This is a genomic window from Palleronia sp. THAF1 (assembly GCF_009363795.1).
GTDB lineage: Bacteria > Pseudomonadota > Alphaproteobacteria > Rhodobacterales > Rhodobacteraceae > Palleronia.
Genome location: NZ_CP045420.1, coordinates 2,669,590 through 2,687,749, shown reverse-complemented (window position 1 = coordinate 2,687,749; position 18,160 = coordinate 2,669,590). Strand labels below are relative to the sequence as shown.

General features: G+C 65.1%; 22 protein-coding genes, 1 other RNA gene and 1 pseudogene. 17 read left to right on the top strand and 7 right to left on the bottom strand.

The window, feature by feature from the left end:
* Positions 1 to 57: 57 nt before the first annotated feature.
* From cobM to cbiE, 3 genes are read right to left on the bottom strand one after another with little or no spacing between them, the layout of a single operon-like run.
* On the bottom strand, positions 58 to 843 hold the full coding sequence (gene cobM / locus FIU81_RS13395; protein ID WP_124110594.1) for a precorrin-4 C(11)-methyltransferase: 786 nt from the start codon (positions 841 to 843) through the stop codon (positions 58 to 60).
* A complete protein-coding gene (locus FIU81_RS13390; protein WP_124110786.1) occupies positions 840 to 1,193 on the bottom strand; it encodes a cobalamin biosynthesis protein in 354 nt (117 codons plus the stop codon). Before FIU81_RS13390 ends, cobM begins: the two co-directional genes overlap by 4 nt.
* Positions 1,190 to 2,359, bottom strand: coding sequence for a precorrin-6y C5,15-methyltransferase (decarboxylating) subunit CbiE (gene cbiE / locus FIU81_RS13385; protein WP_124110595.1), 1,170 nt, complete (start codon positions 2,357 to 2,359; stop codon positions 1,190 to 1,192). The genes FIU81_RS13390 and cbiE overlap by 4 nt, the downstream gene beginning before the upstream one ends.
* A gap of 60 nt (positions 2,360 to 2,419) precedes the next feature.
* Between cbiE and FIU81_RS13380 the strand changes: the two genes are divergently transcribed.
* Positions 2,420 to 3,166: a cobalt-precorrin-6A reductase gene (locus FIU81_RS13380; RefSeq protein ID WP_124110596.1), complete on the top strand. Its 747-nt coding sequence runs from the start codon at positions 2,420 to 2,422 to the stop codon at positions 3,164 to 3,166.
* Here FIU81_RS13380 and FIU81_RS13375 read toward each other — a convergent pair.
* On the bottom strand, positions 3,163 to 4,461 hold the full coding sequence (locus FIU81_RS13375) for a DEAD/DEAH box helicase (protein WP_413816211.1): 1,299 nt from the start codon (positions 4,459 to 4,461) through the stop codon (positions 3,163 to 3,165). The two genes, FIU81_RS13380 and FIU81_RS13375, sit on opposite strands and share 4 nt — an antisense overlap.
* Positions 4,462 to 4,828: 367 nt before the next feature.
* Between FIU81_RS13375 and ispH the strand changes: the two genes are divergently transcribed.
* From ispH to FIU81_RS17050, 12 genes are all read left to right on the top strand, one after another.
* Positions 4,829 to 5,779, top strand: coding sequence for a 4-hydroxy-3-methylbut-2-enyl diphosphate reductase (ispH, locus tag FIU81_RS13370; RefSeq protein ID WP_124110597.1), 951 nt, complete (start codon positions 4,829 to 4,831; stop codon positions 5,777 to 5,779).
* A gap of 131 nt (positions 5,780 to 5,910) precedes the next feature.
* A complete protein-coding gene (locus FIU81_RS13365) occupies positions 5,911 to 6,525 on the top strand; it encodes a LysE family translocator (RefSeq protein ID WP_124110598.1) in 615 nt (204 codons plus the stop codon).
* Positions 6,522 to 6,974 (top strand): DUF3429 domain-containing protein, encoded by a 453-nt coding sequence (locus FIU81_RS13360; RefSeq protein ID WP_124110599.1) that lies wholly within the window; start codon positions 6,522 to 6,524, stop codon positions 6,972 to 6,974. Before FIU81_RS13365 ends, FIU81_RS13360 begins: the two co-directional genes overlap by 4 nt.
* Positions 6,975 to 7,069: 95 nt before the next feature.
* Positions 7,070 to 7,519: a ribonuclease HI gene (gene rnhA / locus FIU81_RS13355; protein ID WP_124110600.1), complete on the top strand. Its 450-nt coding sequence runs from the start codon at positions 7,070 to 7,072 to the stop codon at positions 7,517 to 7,519.
* Complete coding sequence (locus FIU81_RS13350) at positions 7,516 to 8,139, top strand: trimeric intracellular cation channel family protein (RefSeq protein ID WP_124110601.1); 624 nt, start codon at positions 7,516 to 7,518, stop codon at positions 8,137 to 8,139. Before rnhA ends, FIU81_RS13350 begins: the two co-directional genes overlap by 4 nt.
* Complete coding sequence (gene def / locus FIU81_RS13345) at positions 8,136 to 8,630, top strand: peptide deformylase (protein ID WP_124110602.1); 495 nt, start codon at positions 8,136 to 8,138, stop codon at positions 8,628 to 8,630. Before FIU81_RS13350 ends, def begins: the two co-directional genes overlap by 4 nt.
* Positions 8,627 to 8,857, top strand: coding sequence for a hypothetical protein (locus FIU81_RS13340; RefSeq protein WP_124110603.1), 231 nt, complete (start codon positions 8,627 to 8,629; stop codon positions 8,855 to 8,857). Before def ends, FIU81_RS13340 begins: the two co-directional genes overlap by 4 nt.
* Positions 8,858 to 8,876: 19 nt before the next feature.
* The gene (gene fmt / locus FIU81_RS13335; RefSeq protein ID WP_124110604.1) at positions 8,877 to 9,776 is read left to right on the top strand and encodes a methionyl-tRNA formyltransferase; all 900 of its coding nucleotides are present in this window, start codon (positions 8,877 to 8,879) and stop codon (positions 9,774 to 9,776) included.
* Positions 9,777 to 9,802: 26 nt separating this feature from the next.
* Entirely contained in the window at positions 9,803 to 10,165 is a 363-nt protein-coding gene (locus FIU81_RS13330; RefSeq protein ID WP_124110605.1) for a YidH family protein, read from the top strand.
* A gap of 63 nt (positions 10,166 to 10,228) precedes the next feature.
* Positions 10,229 to 11,773: an AMP-binding protein gene (locus FIU81_RS13325; RefSeq protein WP_124110606.1), complete on the top strand. Its 1,545-nt coding sequence runs from the start codon at positions 10,229 to 10,231 to the stop codon at positions 11,771 to 11,773.
* A complete protein-coding gene (locus FIU81_RS13320; RefSeq protein WP_124110607.1) occupies positions 11,763 to 11,993 on the top strand; it encodes a DUF3253 domain-containing protein in 231 nt (76 codons plus the stop codon). The genes FIU81_RS13325 and FIU81_RS13320 overlap by 11 nt, the downstream gene beginning before the upstream one ends.
* Entirely contained in the window at positions 11,990 to 12,124 is a 135-nt protein-coding gene (locus tag FIU81_RS17050) for a hypothetical protein (protein WP_256366147.1), read from the top strand. Before FIU81_RS13320 ends, FIU81_RS17050 begins: the two co-directional genes overlap by 4 nt.
* On the opposite strand, the gene FIU81_RS13315 is transcribed toward FIU81_RS17050, so the two are convergent.
* Genes FIU81_RS13315 through nudC form a run of 3 tightly spaced genes read right to left on the bottom strand, consistent with a single transcriptional unit; the run spans position 12,121 to position 14,312 of the window.
* On the bottom strand, positions 12,121 to 12,816 hold the full coding sequence (locus tag FIU81_RS13315) for a CDP-alcohol phosphatidyltransferase family protein (protein ID WP_124110608.1): 696 nt from the start codon (positions 12,814 to 12,816) through the stop codon (positions 12,121 to 12,123). The two genes, FIU81_RS17050 and FIU81_RS13315, sit on opposite strands and share 4 nt — an antisense overlap.
* Before the next feature lie 45 nt (positions 12,817 to 12,861).
* Positions 12,862 to 13,314, bottom strand: a complete 453-nt coding sequence (locus FIU81_RS13310; protein WP_124110609.1) for an SRPBCC family protein — start codon at positions 13,312 to 13,314, stop codon at positions 12,862 to 12,864.
* A gap of 41 nt (positions 13,315 to 13,355) precedes the next feature.
* Positions 13,356 to 14,312, bottom strand: coding sequence for an NAD(+) diphosphatase (gene nudC / locus FIU81_RS13305; RefSeq protein ID WP_124110610.1), 957 nt, complete (start codon positions 14,310 to 14,312; stop codon positions 13,356 to 13,358).
* Positions 14,313 to 14,426: 114 nt separating this feature from the next.
* On the opposite strand from nudC, the gene FIU81_RS13300 reads away from it, so the two are divergent.
* The 4 genes and pseudogenes from FIU81_RS13300 to FIU81_RS13290 all read left to right on the top strand — a co-directional run bounded on the left by FIU81_RS13300 (position 14,427) and on the right by FIU81_RS13290 (position 18,132).
* Positions 14,427 to 16,256, top strand: coding sequence for a metallophosphoesterase (locus FIU81_RS13300; protein WP_172971478.1), 1,830 nt, complete (start codon positions 14,427 to 14,429; stop codon positions 16,254 to 16,256).
* Positions 16,257 to 16,286: 30 nt separating this feature from the next.
* An RNA gene (ffs, locus tag FIU81_RS13295) (signal recognition particle sRNA small type) lies at positions 16,287 to 16,385 on the top strand.
* 697 nt (positions 16,386 to 17,082) lie between these two features.
* Positions 17,083 to 17,232: pseudogene (locus FIU81_RS16785) on the top strand (IS3 family transposase); the annotation flags it as partial.
* 276 nt (positions 17,233 to 17,508) lie between these two features.
* Positions 17,509 to 18,132 (top strand): YcbK family protein, encoded by a 624-nt coding sequence (locus FIU81_RS13290; RefSeq protein ID WP_172971476.1) that lies wholly within the window; start codon positions 17,509 to 17,511, stop codon positions 18,130 to 18,132.
* The last annotated feature ends 28 nt before the right edge of the window (positions 18,133 to 18,160 follow it).

The window sequence follows — 18,160 nt, the reverse complement described above, 5'->3', positions numbered from 1 at the left end:
GGGCTGGTCCTTTGGTCGGGCCGGGGATGAGTATTTGAGAAAACAAAGAAGGGAGGGTCAGTCTCCGGGGCCGTCGATCCACGGGCTGTCGGCAGTCTGGGGGCGATAGCGGCGGTCGTAGTCGGCGGCGTAAAGCTGGCTGGTCGTGGTATTCTGGCTCAGAGCGGGGCCGACGAGGATCAGGGCGGTGCGCGTGATGCCGTCAGGCAGCGTGGCTTCGGCGGTGGAGAGAGTGGCGCGGATGATCTTTTCGTCCGGCCAACTGGCGCGGAAGACGATGGCGACGGGGCAATCGGGCCCGTAGGCCGGGGTAAGGTCAGCGACCACGCTGGTGAGGTTCTGGATCGACAGATGGATCGCGAGGGTCGCCCCGGTGGCGGCGAAGTTCGTCAGCGATTCCGCAGGCGGCATGGTCGAGGCGCGGCCCGGAGTGCGCGTCAGGACAACCGATTGCGCGACCTCGGGCACAGTGAGTTCTGCGCCGATGGCGGCGGCGGCAGCGGCGAAGGCGGGCACGCCAGGAGTGATGGTGTAGGGGATGTTGCGCTCTGCCAGCAGGCGAAGTTGCTCGCCCATCGCGGACCAGACGGAGAGATCTCCGGAATGAAGGCGGGCAATGTCCTGTCCTGCCGCGTGGGCGGTTTCGATTTCGTTGATGATGGCGTCCAGATCCATGGGCGCGGTGTTCACGATGCGCGCGCCCGGCGGGCAGTGGGACAGGATCGCCTCTGGCACCAACGATCCGGCGTAAAGACAGACGGGGCTGGCGGCGATGCGGTCGCGGCCGCGCAGGGTCAGCAGATCGGGCGCGCCGGGGCCTGCGCCGATGAAGTGGACGGTCATGGATCGGTTCCTTCTGCGATGGCGCAAGTGGCCATGCGGTCGGTGGATATTGTGCGAAGTGTGATCAGCCGCGCGCCGGGGCCCGCGGCGGCCAGCGCGGTCGCTTCGGCGACCGATCCGGTCGCGCGGTGGGTCCGGGAGGCGGGGCTGTCGGTGGGGGTGTCGGCGGGTAGCTTTGCCTGCGGGATGGTGTGCAACGGCAGGTTCATGCGCGTGGCGAGGGAGGCGAGGGAATGTGCTTTGTCGGCGATGGTCGCCAGCGCATCGGGCTGCGCGCCCGTCTGCGCAAGCGCGTCGGCAAGGCTGTCCTGAGTCGCCTCTGCACGGAAGCCGAAGCCTGCGACGATCATAGCGTGACGCTCCATTGCAGAAGGGGGTAGCTCGACTGCCAGCCGTGGAAACCGCCCAAGGGTTCGGGGCGGGCCATCTGGACGCGAAGCAGCTCACCGCCGTATTTGGCGTGGTGCAAAAGGACGAGCGCCTCGGTTTCCAGTGTAACCGCGTTGACGACGAGGCGGGTGCCGGCAAAGGGGGCCAAGCGGTCCAGCAAAGCCTGGGACAGCCCACCGCCGACGAAGATGGCCTGCGGTTGCGGCAGGCCTGACAGGGCGTCGGGGGCGGTGCCTTCGATGACGGACAGGGACTGGCCGAGCGCATCGGCGTTCGCCCGGATACGGTCGGCGCGGTCGGGGCGGCGTTCGATGACCGTCGCACGGCAGGTGGGATGCGCCATGCACCACTCCAAGGCGACAGAGCCAGAGCCGCCTCCGATGTCCCACAGGTGTTCCCCCGGCTGCGGGGCCAGCGCTGACAGGGTCAGGGCACGGACGGGGCGCTTGGTGATCTGACCGTCGTGGGCGTAGATCGGGTCAGGGCGACCTGACGCAAGCGGGATCGCGGTGCCGCTGCCTGCGACCGTGATCGCGGCGGCGACGGGGGCGTCGAAGGGGCCGCTGATATCGGTGGTGATCCGTTCCGATGGGCCGCCAAGCCGTTCGAGGATCGTAATCTCGCTGTCACCGAAGCCCAGGTCTGCAACGTAGCCCGCAAGGTCAGCCACCGCCGCGACGTCGCGCAGGGTGACGATCAAACGCGCGCCGGGATGCAGCGCCGTGCGCATCTTCGACAGGGGGGCTGCATGCAGGCCAAGGCAGGTGGTCCGTTCCAGCGGCCAACCCATGCGGGCGGCGGCGAGGGAGAAGACGGACGGGCCGGGATGGGCGATCCATTCGTTCCGCTCCAGCCGCGCGGACAGCACCGATCCGGCGCCGAACCAGAACGGATCGCCGGATGCGAGGACTACGGTGTCGGTGCCGCGATGGTTCAGCAGCGTGTCGATCCCATCGGCGAAGGGAACAGGCCATTCGATCCGCTGCGGGCCGGTGTCTGGCACCATCGACAGATGACGGGGCGGGCCCATGACCACCTTTGCCGCATTCAGGGCAGAGCGCGCGGCAGGGGTCAGGTCGTCCACGCCGCCTTCCCCGATCCCGATGATTGTCAGCCAATGCGTCATGGAAGATGGCCTGCCACGCGGCGGTTGCAGCGGCAAGAGGCGGCGGGCAGGGTGCGCGCCATGAACAAGCCGAACCTTCTGATCCTTGGCGGCACGACCGGGGCGACCGCGCTGGCGCGCGCGGTGTCCGATGCGGGGCTGAGCGGTGTGGTGTCCTTCGCCGGACGGGTCGAGCGGCCCGTGCGACAGCCCCTGCCGCAACGCGTCGGCGGTTTTGGTGGGGTTGACGGGTTGGCGGCATACCTGCGTGAGAACGCGATCACCCACCTGATCGACGCCACACACCCTTTTGCCGCACAGATGAGCGGTAACGCCATCGCGGCTGCTGCGAGCGTAAGGGTGCCCTTAATCGCCCTCACGCGTGCGCCTTGGCAGGCCGCGCCGGGCGACGACTGGACCCATGTCCCCGACATTGCCGGGGCCGTTACTGCGCTGGATGGTCCGCGCAAACGGGTCATGCTGGCGGTGGGGCGGATGCATCTGGCAGAGTTCGCGCCGAACCCTCAGCACTTCTATCTGCTGCGACTGGTCGATCCGCCGCAGGGCGCACTGCCGCTGCCGGATTGCCAAGTAGAGGTTTCGCGCGGCCCGTTCACCGCTGCCGATGACCGCGCCCTGATGGAGCGGCACGGGATCGAGCTGATCGTGTCGAAGAACGCGGGCGGCACGGGCGCTGTGGCGAAGTTGCAGGCGGCGCGCGCGCTGGGCCTGCCGGTCGTGATGATCGACCGCCCCGCGATCCCGAAACGACGAGAGGCGGAGACGGTCGGAGATGTCATGGCGTGGATCGCCGAGACGTCCGCTTAGGCTTTCTTCGGCCCACGACGCCGGCGATTGCCGCCAGCGGGTTTGGCCGCCTGCGGACGCGCGCCGCCCGGCTTCGCGCCGCGACCCGCACCGGGACGACCGCCACCGCCGCCACCGCCACGGCGACGACCGCCGCCGGGCTTCGGTGGCGCGATGGGCGCCTCGTGGGCCCAGGACGCATCCTGCGCCACGGGAACGGTGATCTTCAGCAGCTTCTCGATATCGCGCAGATAGCCCAGTTCATCCGGCTGGCAGAAGCTGACCGACTTGCCATCGCGCCCCGCCCGCGCGGTGCGACCGATGCGGTGGACATAGGTCTCGGGGATGTTCGGAAGCTCGAAGTTGTAGACGAAATCGACCTCTGGGATGTCGATGCCGCGGGCGGCCACGTCGGTGGCGACCAGCACGTCGATCTCGCCGTTGGTAAAGGCCTTCAGCGCCCGGTCGCGCTGGTTCTGGCTGCGGTTGCCGTGCAGCGCGGCACCCGGAAAACCGGCGCGCTCCAGCTGCTTCATCAGCTTGTCGGCAGAGTGCTTCATCTTCACGAAGATCAGCGCCCGCTGGCCCTTGTGGGTGCCAAGCTGAGCGATAAGCTCGTCTACTTTCGCCTCTTTCGGCATGAAACGCACTTCCTGTGTCACCTTGTCGGCTGGCTTGCCCGGAGAGGCGACCTCGATCCGGATAGGGTTGCGCAGGAAGGTCTGGGCGATCTCGTTCATGTCCTTGGACATGGTGGCCGAGAACAGCAGCGTCTGGCGTGTCTCGGGCACATGCTGCGCGATCTTCCGCAGGTCATGGATGAAACCCATGTCGAGCATCTGGTCGGCCTCGTCCAGCACCAGGAAACGCGTGTCGGACAGGGTCAGGGCCTTCTGATTCAGAAGGTCCAGCAGGCGACCCGGCGTGGCGATCAAAATGTCGACGCCGCGCTCCAGCCGGCCCTTCTGACGGTTGGCCGACACACCGCCGGTGACGACGGCGATGCCGATCTGGCTGCCGCCGGACAACGGGCGCAGGTTGTCGGCGATCTGATTGGCCAGTTCGCGGGTGGGGGCAAGCACAAGGGCGCGTACGGATTTGGGCGCGGGACGGCTTCCGTCTTCGATCAGGCCCTGCAGTATGGGCAGGCCGAAGGCGATGGTCTTGCCGGTGCCGGTCTGTGCCAGACCCATGACGTCCCGGCCCTGCAGGCCGTGGGGAATGGCTTTGGCCTGAATGGGTGTGGGGGTATCAAGGCCACGCTCTGCAAGGCGGGAAAGAAGGGCGGGCGCAAGGCCCAGCATGTCGAAATCCACGAAGATTCTTCCTGTCGGATAAGGGTCGGCCCCGCGTCGGACATCGGTCGGACCCGCAGGGCGATGCGTTCAGAAGCGCGAACGGTCTGACGTTGCGGACCGGATGTCCGAAAGGCCGCCGTTCCCGGCGCCTCCCCCGCGTGATGTGGGATGCGTTGCACCGGTCCTGCGATGTGCTGACTTTCAGCACTGGCTCACGCGGCCTGGACCCGGCGTCTTGGGACGGCATCTATGCCCTGTACGGCGCCCGGTCAACGCCAGTGTTTTCATCGTTCCTCAAATACCTCCGCCGGAGGTATCCCGAAGTCGGCCACCTTTACGCACGGCCCGCCCCTGATTAGGTGTCGGATGCACGAAGGAGACATTGATGACCAAGCCGCCTCTCACGCTGTATATGGCCGCGCCGCGCGGGTTCTGCGCGGGCGTGGACCGCGCGATCAAGATCGTCGAGATGGCGATCGAGAAATGGGGCGCGCCAGTCTACGTGCGCCACGAGATTGTGCACAACAAGTTCGTCGTGGACGGTCTGCGCGAGAAGGGCGCGGTCTTCGTGGAAGAGCTGGACGAAGCGCCCACGGACCGCCCCGTGATCTTCTCGGCCCATGGTGTGCCCAAAGCCGTTCCCGCAGAGGCACGGGCGCGAGAGATGGTCTATGTGGACGCGACCTGTCCGCTGGTCAGCAAGGTGCATATCGAGGCCGAGCGCCACCACCAGAACGGCCTGCAGATGGTGATGATCGGCCACGCCGGCCACCCCGAGACGCTGGGCACCATGGGCCAACTGCCCGAAGGCGAAGTGCTGCTGGTCGAGGTGCCCGAGGATGTGGCCAAGCTGGATGTGCGCGATCCCGAAAAGCTGGCCTTCATCACGCAGACGACGCTGTCTGTTGATGACACGGCACAGGTCGTCGCGGCGCTGAAGGCGCGCTTCCCGGCCATCGTCGGGCCGCATAAGGAAGATATCTGCTACGCCACGACGAACCGACAAGAAGCGGTAAAGGCGATGGCGCCGAAGCTGGATGCGATGCTGGTCGTCGGCGCGCCGAATTCGTCGAACTCGAAGCGGCTGGTCGAAGTGGGCCGCCGTGCGGGCTGCGGCTATGCGCAACTGGTGCAGCGGGCCACAGACATCGACTGGCGGGCGCTGGAGGGGATCGGGTCCGTCGGCATCACCGCCGGTGCCAGTGCACCCGAAGTTCTGATCGACGAGGTGGTCGACGCCTTCCGCACGCGGTTCGACGTTACGGTCGAGCAGGTCGTGACGGCGGAAGAGAACATCGAGTTCAAGGTGCCTCGGGTGTTGCGCGAGCCTGCCTGACTGTCCGCACGCGACAGGCCGTGCGCCGTGAGTATTTGTGAAAACAAAGAGGCGGCATTGCCGCGCGCCGGGTTGCCCTGTGGCACGGGCGGTGCAAGATCGTTCCGTGTTGCGATCCGGCGAGGCCCGAAATGATCTCTCTTCCGTTCCTGCTGACCGCTTTGGTCGTTGTCCTGATCCCCGGCACCGGGGTGATCTATACCGTTGCGATCGGATTGGGGCGCGGGCGACGGGCGAGCCTTTGGGCGGCGCTGGGGTGCACCTTCGGGATCGTGCCCGCGCTTGTGGCGGCGACTTTGGGCTTGGCGGCGGTGATGCACACCAGTGCGTTGGCTTACCACGCGCTGCGTTGGGCTGGTGTCGCGTATCTGTTGTATCTGGCGTGGCAGGCGCTGCGGTCGGGCGGCGCGCTGCGGGTGGATCCGGATCAGGGATCCGAGCCCGGCTGGCGCACCGCGCTGCGCGGAGTGTTGATCAACGCTTTGAACCCCAAGCTGTCGATCTTCTTCTTAGCGCTTTTGCCGCCGTTTCTTTCAGGTGATCCGACTGCGGCATCGCGTGAGATGCTGGTGTTGGGCGCGGTCTTCATGGTGCTGACGTTCATCGTCTTCGCGGGCTACGGCGTGATGGCGGCCGTGGCGCGGGACCGTGTGCTGTCATCGCCGCGCGCCCTGCGGTGGCTGTCGCGCGGAATTGCGGCGCTCTTCGCCGGATTGGCGGGCAAGCTGGCGGTGGAGCGGGCATGACGAAGATACCTTTCGCTCCGCTCGCGCTGGGCCTTGCGGGGCTGCTTCCGTTCCTGTGGGGCGTGTCCACGATGGCATTCCCCAGCCTAGGCGTGTTCACCGCCGACATTCTGGGGCCGCGCTTCGTCGGCCCCTACGTGCAATTGGCCTACGGCACCGTCATCCTGTCTTTCATGTCCGGCGTGCTCTGGGGCTTTGCGACGCGGGCCGAGGGTGCGGAGGCGGCGTTCGGTTACGGTGTGTCGACGCTGCCCGCGCTATGGGCGTTCTTCTTCGTGGGCGGCGGGCCGGTCTCTGCCGCGATCTATCTGGCACTGGGCTTCGTGGGCATCCTTGGCTTGGACTGGATGTTCCAACGGCAGGGCCTTGCGCCGCCGTGGTGGGTGTCGCTGCGGCTGATCCTGACCTTCGTTGTCGTCGTGACGTTGCTGCCGATCATCATCGGATGAGTCCGGAGGCAGCGACATTGGCTTGCGAAACGGGGCGGGCGCTGGTCTGACCGTCAATGTCGATCCCTTTGTCATCCATCTAAGCCGGAAACCCGATGCCTGATCTCTTCGCCTATACCGACGGTGCCTGTTCGGGCAATCCAGGCCCCGGCGGCTGGGGCGCGCTGCTGATCGCGCGTGACGGTGAGGCAGAGGTGAAGCGGCTTGAGTTGAAGGGCGGGGAGGCTCCGACGACGAACAACCGGATGGAGCTGTTGGCGGCGATCAACGCGCTGGAGTCGTTGGCGCGTCCGTCTGGGATCACGATGGTGACGGACAGCCAGTACGTGAAGAACGGCGTGGAAAGCTGGATTCACGGGTGGAAGCGGAACGGCTGGAAGACCAGCGCCAAGAAGCCGGTGAAGAACGACGATCTGTGGAAGCGTCTGGATGCGGCGCAGGCGCGCCATCAGGTGACATGGACATGGGTGAAGGGCCATGCGGGCCACCCCGAGAACGAGCGCGCGGATGAATTGGCGCGCGCCGGGATGGCGCCGTTCAAATGACGCTGGTCGGGGTACTGGACCACGCGGCGGTGATCGTCTTCGCGCTGACCGGCGCGCTGACGGCCAGCCGCGCGCAGTTGGATATCGTGGGCTTCGGGTTTTTGGCGGTGCTGACCGGCGTGGGCGGCGGCACGTTGCGCGATGTTCTGCTGGACCGCACGATCTTCTGGATCGCAACGCCGTCTTACCTGGGCCTGTGCATCCTGTCGGCGGTGATCGTGTTCTTCACCGCGCATCTGTTGGAAAGCCGGGTGCGCGCGTTGTACTGGCTGGACGCGGCGGCGCTGGCCTCTGCCGTTGCGGCAGGGGTTGGCGTGGCGATGGCGGCGGGGATGTCCTGGCCCATCGTGCTGGTCATGGGCATGGCGACGGGCACATTCGGCGGGCTGATGCGAGACGTGGTCGCGAACGAAGTGCCGCTGGTTCTGAAGCAGGGTGAGATCTATGCGACGGCAACCTTGGCGGGGGCCGGGGTGGCGGTGTTGTCGGTAGCCTTCGTGGCGCAAAGCGTGGCGCTGATGCTGGCAGCGGCAACGGTCTTCGCGTTGCGCGCAGGCTCCATCGCGCTGGACTGGCGGTTGCCGGTTTATCGCGCGCAAGCGCCGCGAGATCCGCTATGACCGCGCGCCCGATCCTTCTTTGGCCCGACCGGCGATTGCGGAAGCCTGCCGCCCCGGTCGAGGCGATCACGGACGAGGTGCGCGCCGTCTGGGATGACATGATAGACACGATGGAGGCGATGCCGGGCGTCGGTTTGGCCGCACCGCAGATCGGTGTGATGCTGCGGCTGGCCGTGGTCGATGCGTCGTCCGAACGCGGGCAGGCGGTACGGATGGCGAACCCTCAGGTGATCCACGCCAGCGGGCAGGGGCGAGAGCATGAAGAGGCCTCTCCTTGCCTGCCGGGGGTGTCGGCCAAGATCACGCGGCCCCGCGCGGTGACGGTACAGTTCATGGACGAGACCGGCGCGACGGTAGAGCGCGATTTCGTGCACCTCTGGGCAACCAGCGTTCAGCATCAGATCGACCACTTGGGGGGCAGGCTCTATGTAGATCGGCTAAGCCGCACAAAGCGGGACATGCTGATCCGCAAATCGGGGAAGATGCGATGAAGGAAACGATGAAAGAGGCGCTCGATGCGCTGGAGGCCGGGCAGTGGGATCGCGCGCACGAACTCGCGCAGGCTGACCCCAGTGCAGAGGCTGCTTGGGTCCACGCGCATCTGCATCGGATCGAGGGCGACGAGTCGAATGCGCTTTACTGGTACGCGCGTGCCGGACGCGATCCGTTCACCGGGTCGCTGAAGGAAGAACGCGCAGCGTTGCGGTCCGCTTTGTAGCGTCGTCAAGGAGATCGCCATGCGTATCGTTTTCATGGGCACGCCCGAGTTTTCCGTAGCACCTTTGCGCGCGTTGATTGCTGCCGGGCACGATGTTGTCTGCGCCTACACCCAGCCGCCGCGACCGGCGGGGCGGGGGAAGAAGGACCGGCCGTCGCCGGTGCATCTGGTGGCGCAGGAAATGGGGATCGAGGTGCGGCATCCAGCGTCGTTGAGGGGCGCTGCCGAGAAGGGCGACTTTGCTGCGCTGAACGCGGACATCGCCATCGTCGTGGCCTACGGGCTGATCCTTCCGCAAGCGGTTCTGGATGCGCCGACGCATGGGTGCCTGAACATCCACGCCTCTCTTTTGCCCCGGTGGCGCGGGGCCGCGCCGATCCATCGCGCGGTGATGGCGGGCGATGAAGAGACCGGCGTTTGCATCATGCGGATGGAGGCTGGGCTGGACACCGGGCCGGTGCTGCTGCGCGAAGTAACGGACATCGGGCCGGGTGACACCACGGGCGACCTGCATGACCGGCTGTCTACCATGGGCGCGGATGCTGTGGTCGCGGCGCTGGAGCGTCTGGGCGCGCTGCCCGACATGCCGCAGCCCGAGCTGGGCGTGACCTACGCCGACAAGATCGACAAGGCAGAGGCGCGGGTGGACTGGTCCCGCCCGGCGGATCAGGTCGCGCGGCACATCATGGGGCTGTCGCCCTTTCCCGGCGCATGGTGCGAGGTCGCGGGCGAGCGGGTGAAGCTGCTGCGCGCGCGGGTGGCGGAAGACGATGGAGCGCCCGGCACGGTGTTGCACGGTTTCACGGTCGCCTGTGGCAGCGGCGCAGTCGAGATCACAGAGGTGCAGCGTGCCGGCAAGCGGGCGCAATCGGTGGATGAAGTGTTGCGCGGGATGCGCCTGCCAGAGCGTCTGGACTGAAGCTGTCAACGCGAGAAGGTGGTCAGATGAGCGATAAGAACAAGCTGGCGCAAGATCGCACGGACTGGGCCGAGGACCGTACCCGCCTTGCGGCGGAACGCACCTATGCCGGTTGGGTGCGCACCGGTCTGACCACCGTGGTCGTTGCCTTGGCGTTGCAGGCGGTGTTCTCGGTCTATGAACCGAAGTGGGTGCCCAAGGCCATCGCGTCGGCCTTTCTGCTCGCGGCGCTCGTCATCTTCGTCGCGGGCTGGGACGAGGCGCGCCGCGCCTGTCGCGATCTGGATACCCACGACGCGACCGCGCAGCCCACATGGCGATTGTCTATCCTGTCGCTGCTACTCGCTTTCGGCACTGTCGGGATCGGTGTCGTTCTCTGGCAGCTCTGACCCCCTTTCCCCTGCCCGACGCGGTGCTAGGGTCATCGCCAGCACGCCAAGGGAGGAACCGCCGTGACCGTCTTCAAGAGCCCGCATCCCGATATCGACATCCCCGACATCTCTATCACCGAGCGGTTGTTCCAAGGTCTGGAGATGGACCCCGACGGGGTCGTTCTGACCGATGGCACCAGCGGCGCCGGGATGACCGCCGCCGCGTTGCAGGACCGGATCAAGCGATTGGCCGGTGGACTGACGCAGCGCGGTCTGGGCAAGGGCGGTGTGGTGGCGCTGATGGCGCCGAACATCCCGGATTACGTGACCGTCTTTCACGGCGTCGCTTGGGCCGGTGGCACGGTGACGACGATCAACCCGACCTACACCGCCTATGAAGTCCGTAAGCAGCTGCTGGACAGCAAGGCGAAAATCCTCGTTGTAGTGGCGGGCTTTGCAGACACCGCGCGCGAGGCGATCCAAGGCACCAGCGTCGAGACCATCGCGGTGATCGGCGCAGGAGAGACCACGCTGGAGGATCTGCTGGGCGACCCGTTGCAGGCGCAGGCCGATGTCGATCTGGAGAAGGACATCGTGGTGCTGCCCTATTCCTCGGGCACGACGGGGATGCCGAAGGGCGTGATGCTGTCCCACCGCAATCTGGTGGCGAACGTCGAGCAATGCGCCGCCTTCTTTGATCCGCAGGTGGGCGAGACGACCATCGCCTTTCTGCCGTTCTTCCATATCTACGGCATGACCGTTCTGATGAACCAGTATCTCGCCCGTGGTGCGCGACTGGTGACGATGCCGCGCTTCGATCTGGAACGCTTCCTGAGCCTGGTGGCCGAGCACAAGCCGAAGGTTCTGTATATCGTGCCGCCGGTCGCCTTGGCCTTGGCCAAGCATCCTATGGTGGATCAGTTCGACCATTCGTCCGTGGATCGCGTGATGTGTGGCGCTGCGCCGCTGGGTGGCGAGTTGGGCGATGCCTGCGCGGCGCGCATGGGCGGCGTGATGACGCAAGGCTACGGTATGACAGAACTGTCGCCGGTCAGCCATGTGACCCCTATCGACAACCCGCGTGCGGGAGCATCGGGTCTGACGGTGCCGAACTGCGAAAGCCGCGTGGTCGATCCTGACACGCTGGAGGATCGCGCGCCGGGCGAAGAGGGTGAACTGTGGGTCCGCGGGCCGAACGTGATGCAGGGCTATCTGGGCAATGATGCCGCGACCAAGGAAACGATCACCGAAGACGGCTGGCTGCGCACCGGCGATTTGTGTGTGATCGACGAAGACGGATACATGTTCGTGCGCGAGCGGGTGAAGGAATTGATCAAGTACAAGGGCTTTCAGGTCGCGCCTGCGGAGCTGGAGGCTGAACTGGTCGGCCACGATGCGATCCAGGACGCCGCCGTCATGGGCAAGCCGGATGATGAAGCGGGCGAGGTGCCCATCGCTTTCATCGTGAAGTCTGGTGAGATCGACGAGGCGGGCGTGAAGGCCCATATTTCCGGGCGGCTATCGACCTACAAACAACTGCACGAGGTGCATTTCGTGGACGAGATCCCGAAGTCCGCCAGCGGCAAGATCCTGCGTCGGGTTCTGAAGGACCAGTATGTCGGATGACGACATCCGCGCGGTCCTGATGGACCTTGCGGAAGAGCGCGGGGCGGGCAGCACCTTTTGCCCGTCCGAGGCGGCGCGGCGGCTGTCGGATGACTGGCGGCCCTTGATGGATGACGTGCGCCGAGTGGCCGCCGGGGCCGATCTGGTGGCGACGCAGGGCGGCACGCCGGTCGATGCCGCAACCGCAAAGGGGCCGATCCGGTTGGGCCTGCGCGGGTGAGCATCGGCGTCTTTCTGGCGGCGATGGTCGTGGCCCTGCTGCACGCAGGCTGGAACGCCACAATCAAGCTGGGGACGAACAAAGATATTTCGATGCAGATCCTTGCATGTGTCGTGCTGACGCGACTTTAAAGCTGGCTGCGCTCTGTCGCCTGCTGCGCGATACCGGCGAAGATTAGGTAGATCGATGTGACGATCAGCGCCAATTCAACCGGACGCCAGGGCGCGAAATCCTGCCATGCGGCGGCAATGGCCAGAATGGTCCAGACCAGCGCGATCGGCAGCGTCAGAGCGCGCCAGCGTTTCGTGCGGACCGGGTGGACGAATTTCAGGGGCAGGAACATCGCGACGGCCAGCAGGGCGGTGATGACCAATATCGTGCCCCAAGCAGGCTCTACCGCGAAAAACACGAGGACGGCCATGTTCCAGCACCCCGGAAAGCCTTGAAACGAATTATCCTTTGTCTTCATGCGAGTGTCGGCGAAATAGACGACGCTGGCGAAGGTGATGACAATGATCGCGAACCAGCCGGTCCAGCCGGGCAACAGGCCACTGGAAAACAAGGCGTAGGCGGGGATGAACACGTAGGTCAGGTAGTCGATGATCAAGTCCATCAGCACGCCGTCGTAGCCGGGTGCATTTGCCTTCACGTCGTAGCGGCGGGCCAGCGGGCCGTCGATGCCGTCGACCACGAAGGCGACGACCAGCCACAGGTACATGATGCCCCATTCGTTCTGCACCGCGGCCAGAAGGGCCAGCATTGCGAAGACCGCTCCGGTCGCGGTCAGGAAGTGGACGGCCAAGGCCTTGCTACGGATATTCATCAGTCGTGTCTGTCACCCCTTCGGTGGAAGGGCAATGGCGCGCCGTCAGGTGGTTTCCAAACGCTTGCCGAACTGGTTCAGGCGCTTTGCGAACCGGCGGTCCAGCGTGCCTTTCGCCAGTTTTAGAGACTGAACAAGAAGACGCGCGCGCATCGAGGAAGGCTTCAGATCAACGGTGCAGAACATGCGGGTCTTGCCCGGATCATATTCCACAAGCTCTACATTGCCGAAGATCGACAGGCCCTCCAGCTCTCCGCGACCGGCGATCTGTTCGCCGGGCACGTAGGCGGCGATTGCTGCATCGCAGGATCGGCTGCGGCCCCGGTAGTCGAAATCGATCCGCCACCGTGCGTCCGAGGGGCCTTCAGAGCCGTCGTCCAGCCGTTCGACCTTGACGCCACGCTCGCGCGCCAAGGACTCTATCCGTTCGAAGTCGGACAGACGTTCGAACACGACCGTCGGTGGGGCGTCGATCTCGGTGCGGGAAGAGAACTTCAATGGAATGGCCTGTGTTGAAGGGGGCGATTGCGAACAAACCGTCAATCCAACGTGTCCGCAAGCCACCGCGTCAGAAGAAAATGCGCAATCGCACCTTTCCGGGCCGGCAGGATGCGATGCTTGCCCGCCATGGCTTGCATCGCGTCCTCGCGACTCAACCATAGGGCATCTTCGATTTCCTCTGGGTCGACGCGGATATCGGACGACACCGCCTCGGCCCGACAGCCGATCATCAGCGATGCGGGGAAGGGCCAGGGTTGGCTTGCAAGGTAGTCCACCTGACCGACGCGAATTCCGGTTTCCTCCCACGTCTCGCGGCGCACGGCGGCCTCTATGGTTTCGCCTGGCTCAACGAAGCCCGCCAGCAGTGAATACATCCCGTCTGGCCAGCCGGGAGAGCGACCAAGCAGCACGGAATTGCCGCGCGTGACCAGCATGATGACCACCGGATCGGTGCGCGGGAAATGGTGGCGCTCGCAAGAGGGGCAGGTGCGTTGCCAGCCGCATTGCGCGCTGTCGGTGGCGTGGCCGCAGTTGGCACAGAACCTGTGCAAGCGGTGCCATTCCAGGATGCCGCGAGCGGTGGCCGCCAGTTCCGCGTCCCGTGCGGTCAGTTGCAGCATCGTCGCGCGTAATTCGGCGAACTCCGCGGGGGCGAAGTCGGGATGCGCCTGCCGCGACGGGTCGTGGAAGGCGCCCAGCGTGTCGGGCATCTCTGCCGGTTCCCAAGCGCTGATATCAGCGGCGAAGCGCGGCGTGTCGCCCTCGACGCCTAGAAAGACCCATTGGCCCGAATCGCGCAGTGCCGCGTGATCCGTGGGAAGATGGGCCAGCGACAGCGCTCCGCTGTCAGGGTCGTCCTGGATCAGCGGCTTGCCGCGCCACAGCGGCGTAACCCGAGCCGCGGGGTCTGCGCGCAAGCTGCCCTCATCCCGGCGCTGCGCTGCCGAGCGATCCAATCCCGATCCACCAAAGGTGACTGTTTCCGCGTTGCGCATGAAGACCTCCGGTCATCGGTGTGCTGGGGCGGAGCCTGATTGACAAGTCAATACAGAGGATGATGAGAATACAACCTTGAGGCGAGTTTTCGCCTATTGCCGTCAGGAGGCTTCGTGACCCCGCCATTCGGCACACCCATCTTGCGACTGATCGCGACAAGCGACTTGCATGCGGAATTGCGCGATTTCGACTACGCGCGCCGCCGTCCAGACCCATTGAAGGGCTTTAGTCGGGCGGCGGGGATCATCGCGCGTCTGCGGGCGGAAGCGCCAGTCAACGTGTTGGTGGATGGTGGGGATTTTTTGCATGGGCGCCCTTACGCCGCCTTGCCGGATCAAGGTGTCGGCGCCGTCATGTCGACGATGGCGACCGCCGGCTACGACGCCGTGGCGCTGGGCAACCATGATTTTGACGGTGGGCTGTCGCTGCTCGAATTGGCGTTGGTAAATGACCCTGTGCCAATCGTCACGGGCAACATCATGCGGCTATCGGACGGTAAGGGGTTTCGACCGCGTTTCCGACTGGTCCAGCGTACTCTGACGGTGGATGGGGAATCGCACGACCTGATCATCGGCTTGACCGCGCTTTTGCCGCCCGCAACGCTGACGGGCGCAGAAAACATGCCGTGGGACCGGCTGGCGGTGCCTCCCGTGCCGCAGGTTGCGGATGATTTGGTGCGTGAGATGCGCGATGCCGGGGCGGATCTGGTCATTGCCATGTGTCACGACGGACCGGACAGCGCAGTGGCGCTGGCGCAGGCCGGCGTGGATGCGATCGCGATGGGGCACCTGCACGGTCTGTTTCCCGGACCGGGATGGCGCGCGTCGGATGGGGTCGACCCCGTTGAGGGCACCATCCTTGGTGTCCCTGCCGTCATGCCAGGGGCCTGGGGTCGCGCGGTTGGGGCGATCGACCTGTCGCTGAACTGGTCGAAGGCTGGCTGGACGGTCGCCGGTAGCCACGTCACGGTGCATGAGGTCGCGGCCCAGCGACCGCCAGTGGCGTCGGCGCCCGATGTTCTGGCGGCCAGCAGGGCCGTCCATGCAGCGGCCCTTCTGGATGCGCAGCGAACGGTGGCCGAGGTGAACATCCCCCTTCACACCTATTTTGCGCGCTTGGGCCTGTGCCGCGCCACACGTCTTGTCGCGGCGGCTTCGGCACAAGCCGTGCGCGAGGCGGTCACAGACGGGCCACTGGCGGACAGGCCCATCATCGGACTGGCCGCGCCGGTGTTTGCGGGCGGTCTTGGCGGCGCGCGCAACTATGTCGATCTACCCTCAGGAGTGATCACGAAGGGCGATCTGCGCGATCTGGTGCCCCATGGCGATCCGATCTGGGGCATTCCGGCGACCGTCGCCGATCTGACACTGTGGCTAGAGCGGTCGGTCTCGGCCTTGCGTCAGGTCATCCCCGGTGAGGTCGTGCCCGAACTGACAGACAGCCAGTTTCCGTCGGCCGCCTACGATCTGCCGGACAGCGCCACCTTCGATCTGGACCTGTCACAGCCAGCCGCCTTTTGCGCCGACGGCGCGCCGTCAGGGCATCCCCCGCGCCGCGTGTGCAACCTAAAGATCGAAGGTATGCGTCTGTCGCCTGAAGCACCGATCCTACTGGCCGTCACGGAGCACCGAATGCGCGGCGGAGGGGGCTTTCCGGTTCCGCAGGGTGTGCAGGAAATCAAAACCGGGACGCGCGGCGACCGGGCTTTGCTCGCCTACCTGGAGGCAGGTGATCCCCTGCCGCCACAACGTATTTTCAATTTCCTGCCGATTCCCTACGCCATCGCGATGCACCGGATCGGGCAGGGGGCCCGTGGGTATTCCACGGATGCCGGTGCAGTCGGGCTGGTCCGAACACGGGTTTCGAAGGACGGTTGGGACAGCTACCGCCTGTCTCTGGGCACCGATCCAGAGATGGTTGCGCCGACGTTGAGCAGGGGTTGAAACGCGAGGCACGCCCAGATACATGAGCATCGAGAGGTTGGCGCGGGCAGGCACCTCGCCAACCCGGTCAGATCCGGAAGGAAGCAGCCGTAACGAGCCTCGCTTGGGTCGTTGTCCAGCCTCTCACCTCCCTCCTCTTGTCGATCGAGCAATTGCTTTCGAAAAGAAGCGCGCGGAAACCTGTTTGATCACGGGATCACGAAGCTCACCAGATATGAGAATTGGTGGACGGCACGCCCGATTCGGTTCTGCGTATTGCACGGCTAGATTTTCCAAAGGCCCGTGGCGCGAGCACGATAGATGCCGTCACAAGGGCTACTTTGCTGATTTGCAAGAAATTCGGCGTTGTTGCGCGGCCCAGACTGAAGGCGAACTTCCCCGTTTCCCTACGATTTCATTCATCACAAACGATCTCAGCCATTCCGACGGCTGAGACGCGGTTCATGAGAGCAGTTCGGATGTGGATTTCGGCAGTGTGTCGATCTGTTCGTTTTCAGGGATCTGCTCCGGTAGCTTCAAACAGGGCCGTCGCCCTCCCGGCTGATCTCGACAAGCCCGGCGGGGGCTGCAACGGATACTTTACTGGCCAGGTCGGCCCCGGCCTTCCGCTCGACGACGGACTCCCACCTTTCTTACCGCCGTGCGCATGGCGACGCGTCGTAAAGGACGCTTTGCGCGACCTGACGTGGTTCGAGCGATCCTTTGCGCCGGGCCTGTGGTCTCCGGAGCGGCAAGACCGCCCTATAGGTCGTATTCCCGTTTTTAATCAAAGGTTTGCGTTTGCTCCGTGCGACACGTGAATGACGTCCTTAGACTGTAAACGGCCTATCTGCCCATGCGACGTGGGTTCCTCTACCTCGTGGCGATCTTGGATTGGCACATCCACAAGGAGCTGAATCGGCGCATCTCGAACAGGCTGGAGGCCGACTTCTGTGCCGAGGCGCTGACCGAGGCCATCCACACGTTCGGCTCGCCTGTGATGACGTGACAGTCGAAAGAGGCCACTGCAACGGCCGGTCCAATTATCCTGCCGAAATCGCACCGCGGAACCCCGCCACACTTCGTGCAAAATGGCCATCACAACACCTTACCGAGCGTGATGTTGAAAGCGCGTGGGCCATCCAACTCGCGCGTAAAGCCGAAAAATGCTTGCGTCAGAGGTGTTGGGTTCTCATCCTGTGCACACAGGACGCGCGGAAGCGGTTCTTCTGAGAGACCCCGAAAACGGGGCAGAGCAGTAACGAGGCAAAAGATGCAGACAAAAACCCCTTCCGAGGGCCGATTCGGTCGGCGCGAGATCCTGTTTGGCCTTGGAGCCAGTGCCGCGCTGCCTCTTCTGTCCGGCTGCGGCAGACGCGCCTACGAAGAGCTACCGCCTCCGACCCGTGCGGACACCCGGCTCGACAATGTCTTCCCGCATGTGGACAGCTACTTGAACATCAAGAACGCGCATACCGACGAGCGTGTCGCTGTCCAGTTCATGAAGAACGGTCGCGAGAGCAGGCGCGCGATCCGCAAGCTCGACTGGGTCTTCCGGGATTGGCGAGAGGACGAAGCGCCCGACATGGATCGCAGGATCTACTGGGGCCTTGCAACGCTTACGACGATCGCGCGCCAGAACGGGCACTCGGGCGAAATCACGCTGCTGTCGGGTTTCCGGACGCCCCGCACCACGCAACACCTGCGCAGCAAGGGAATCGGGGCCGCGACCAAAAGCTATCACATGCGGCGTCGCGCAGCCGATATCCGCTTGGACGGCGTTCCCCCGCAGCAGGTCGCGAACGTGGCCGAATGGCTGCAGATCGGTGGCGTCGGGCGCTACGGTGACTCGTTCACCCATATCGACACTGGTCCAATCCGGACGTGGGGCGCCTGACCAGAAGTCGGGGTATGAAGCCAGTAAG

Coding starts and splice junctions, on each gene's coding strand:
- def (WP_124110602.1), top strand. CDS start 8,136: ATGACCGCGCGCCCGATCCTTCTTTGGCCCGACCGGCGATTGCGGAAG.
- cbiE (WP_124110595.1), bottom strand. CDS start 2,359: ATGACGCATTGGCTGACAATCATCGGGATCGGGGAAGGCGGCGTGGAC.
- rnhA (WP_124110600.1), top strand. CDS start 7,070: ATGCCTGATCTCTTCGCCTATACCGACGGTGCCTGTTCGGGCAATCCA.
- FIU81_RS13360 (WP_124110599.1), top strand. CDS start 6,522: ATGACGAAGATACCTTTCGCTCCGCTCGCGCTGGGCCTTGCGGGGCTG.
- ispH (WP_124110597.1), top strand. CDS start 4,829: ATGACCAAGCCGCCTCTCACGCTGTATATGGCCGCGCCGCGCGGGTTC.
- FIU81_RS13320 (WP_124110607.1), top strand. CDS start 11,763: ATGTCGGATGACGACATCCGCGCGGTCCTGATGGACCTTGCGGAAGAG.
- cobM (WP_124110594.1), bottom strand. CDS start 843: ATGACCGTCCACTTCATCGGCGCAGGCCCCGGCGCGCCCGATCTGCTG.
- FIU81_RS13365 (WP_124110598.1), top strand. CDS start 5,911: ATGATCTCTCTTCCGTTCCTGCTGACCGCTTTGGTCGTTGTCCTGATC.
- nudC (WP_124110610.1), bottom strand. CDS start 14,312: ATGCGCAACGCGGAAACAGTCACCTTTGGTGGATCGGGATTGGATCGC.
- FIU81_RS13330 (WP_124110605.1), top strand. CDS start 9,803: ATGAGCGATAAGAACAAGCTGGCGCAAGATCGCACGGACTGGGCCGAG.
- fmt (WP_124110604.1), top strand. CDS start 8,877: ATGCGTATCGTTTTCATGGGCACGCCCGAGTTTTCCGTAGCACCTTTG.
- FIU81_RS13380 (WP_124110596.1), top strand. CDS start 2,420: ATGAACAAGCCGAACCTTCTGATCCTTGGCGGCACGACCGGGGCGACC.
- FIU81_RS13390 (WP_124110786.1), bottom strand. CDS start 1,193: ATGATCGTCGCAGGCTTCGGCTTCCGTGCAGAGGCGACTCAGGACAGC.
- FIU81_RS13290 (WP_172971476.1), top strand. CDS start 17,509: ATGCAGACAAAAACCCCTTCCGAGGGCCGATTCGGTCGGCGCGAGATC.
- FIU81_RS13315 (WP_124110608.1), bottom strand. CDS start 12,816: ATGAATATCCGTAGCAAGGCCTTGGCCGTCCACTTCCTGACCGCGACC.
- FIU81_RS13340 (WP_124110603.1), top strand. CDS start 8,627: ATGAAGGAAACGATGAAAGAGGCGCTCGATGCGCTGGAGGCCGGGCAG.
- FIU81_RS13350 (WP_124110601.1), top strand. CDS start 7,516: ATGACGCTGGTCGGGGTACTGGACCACGCGGCGGTGATCGTCTTCGCG.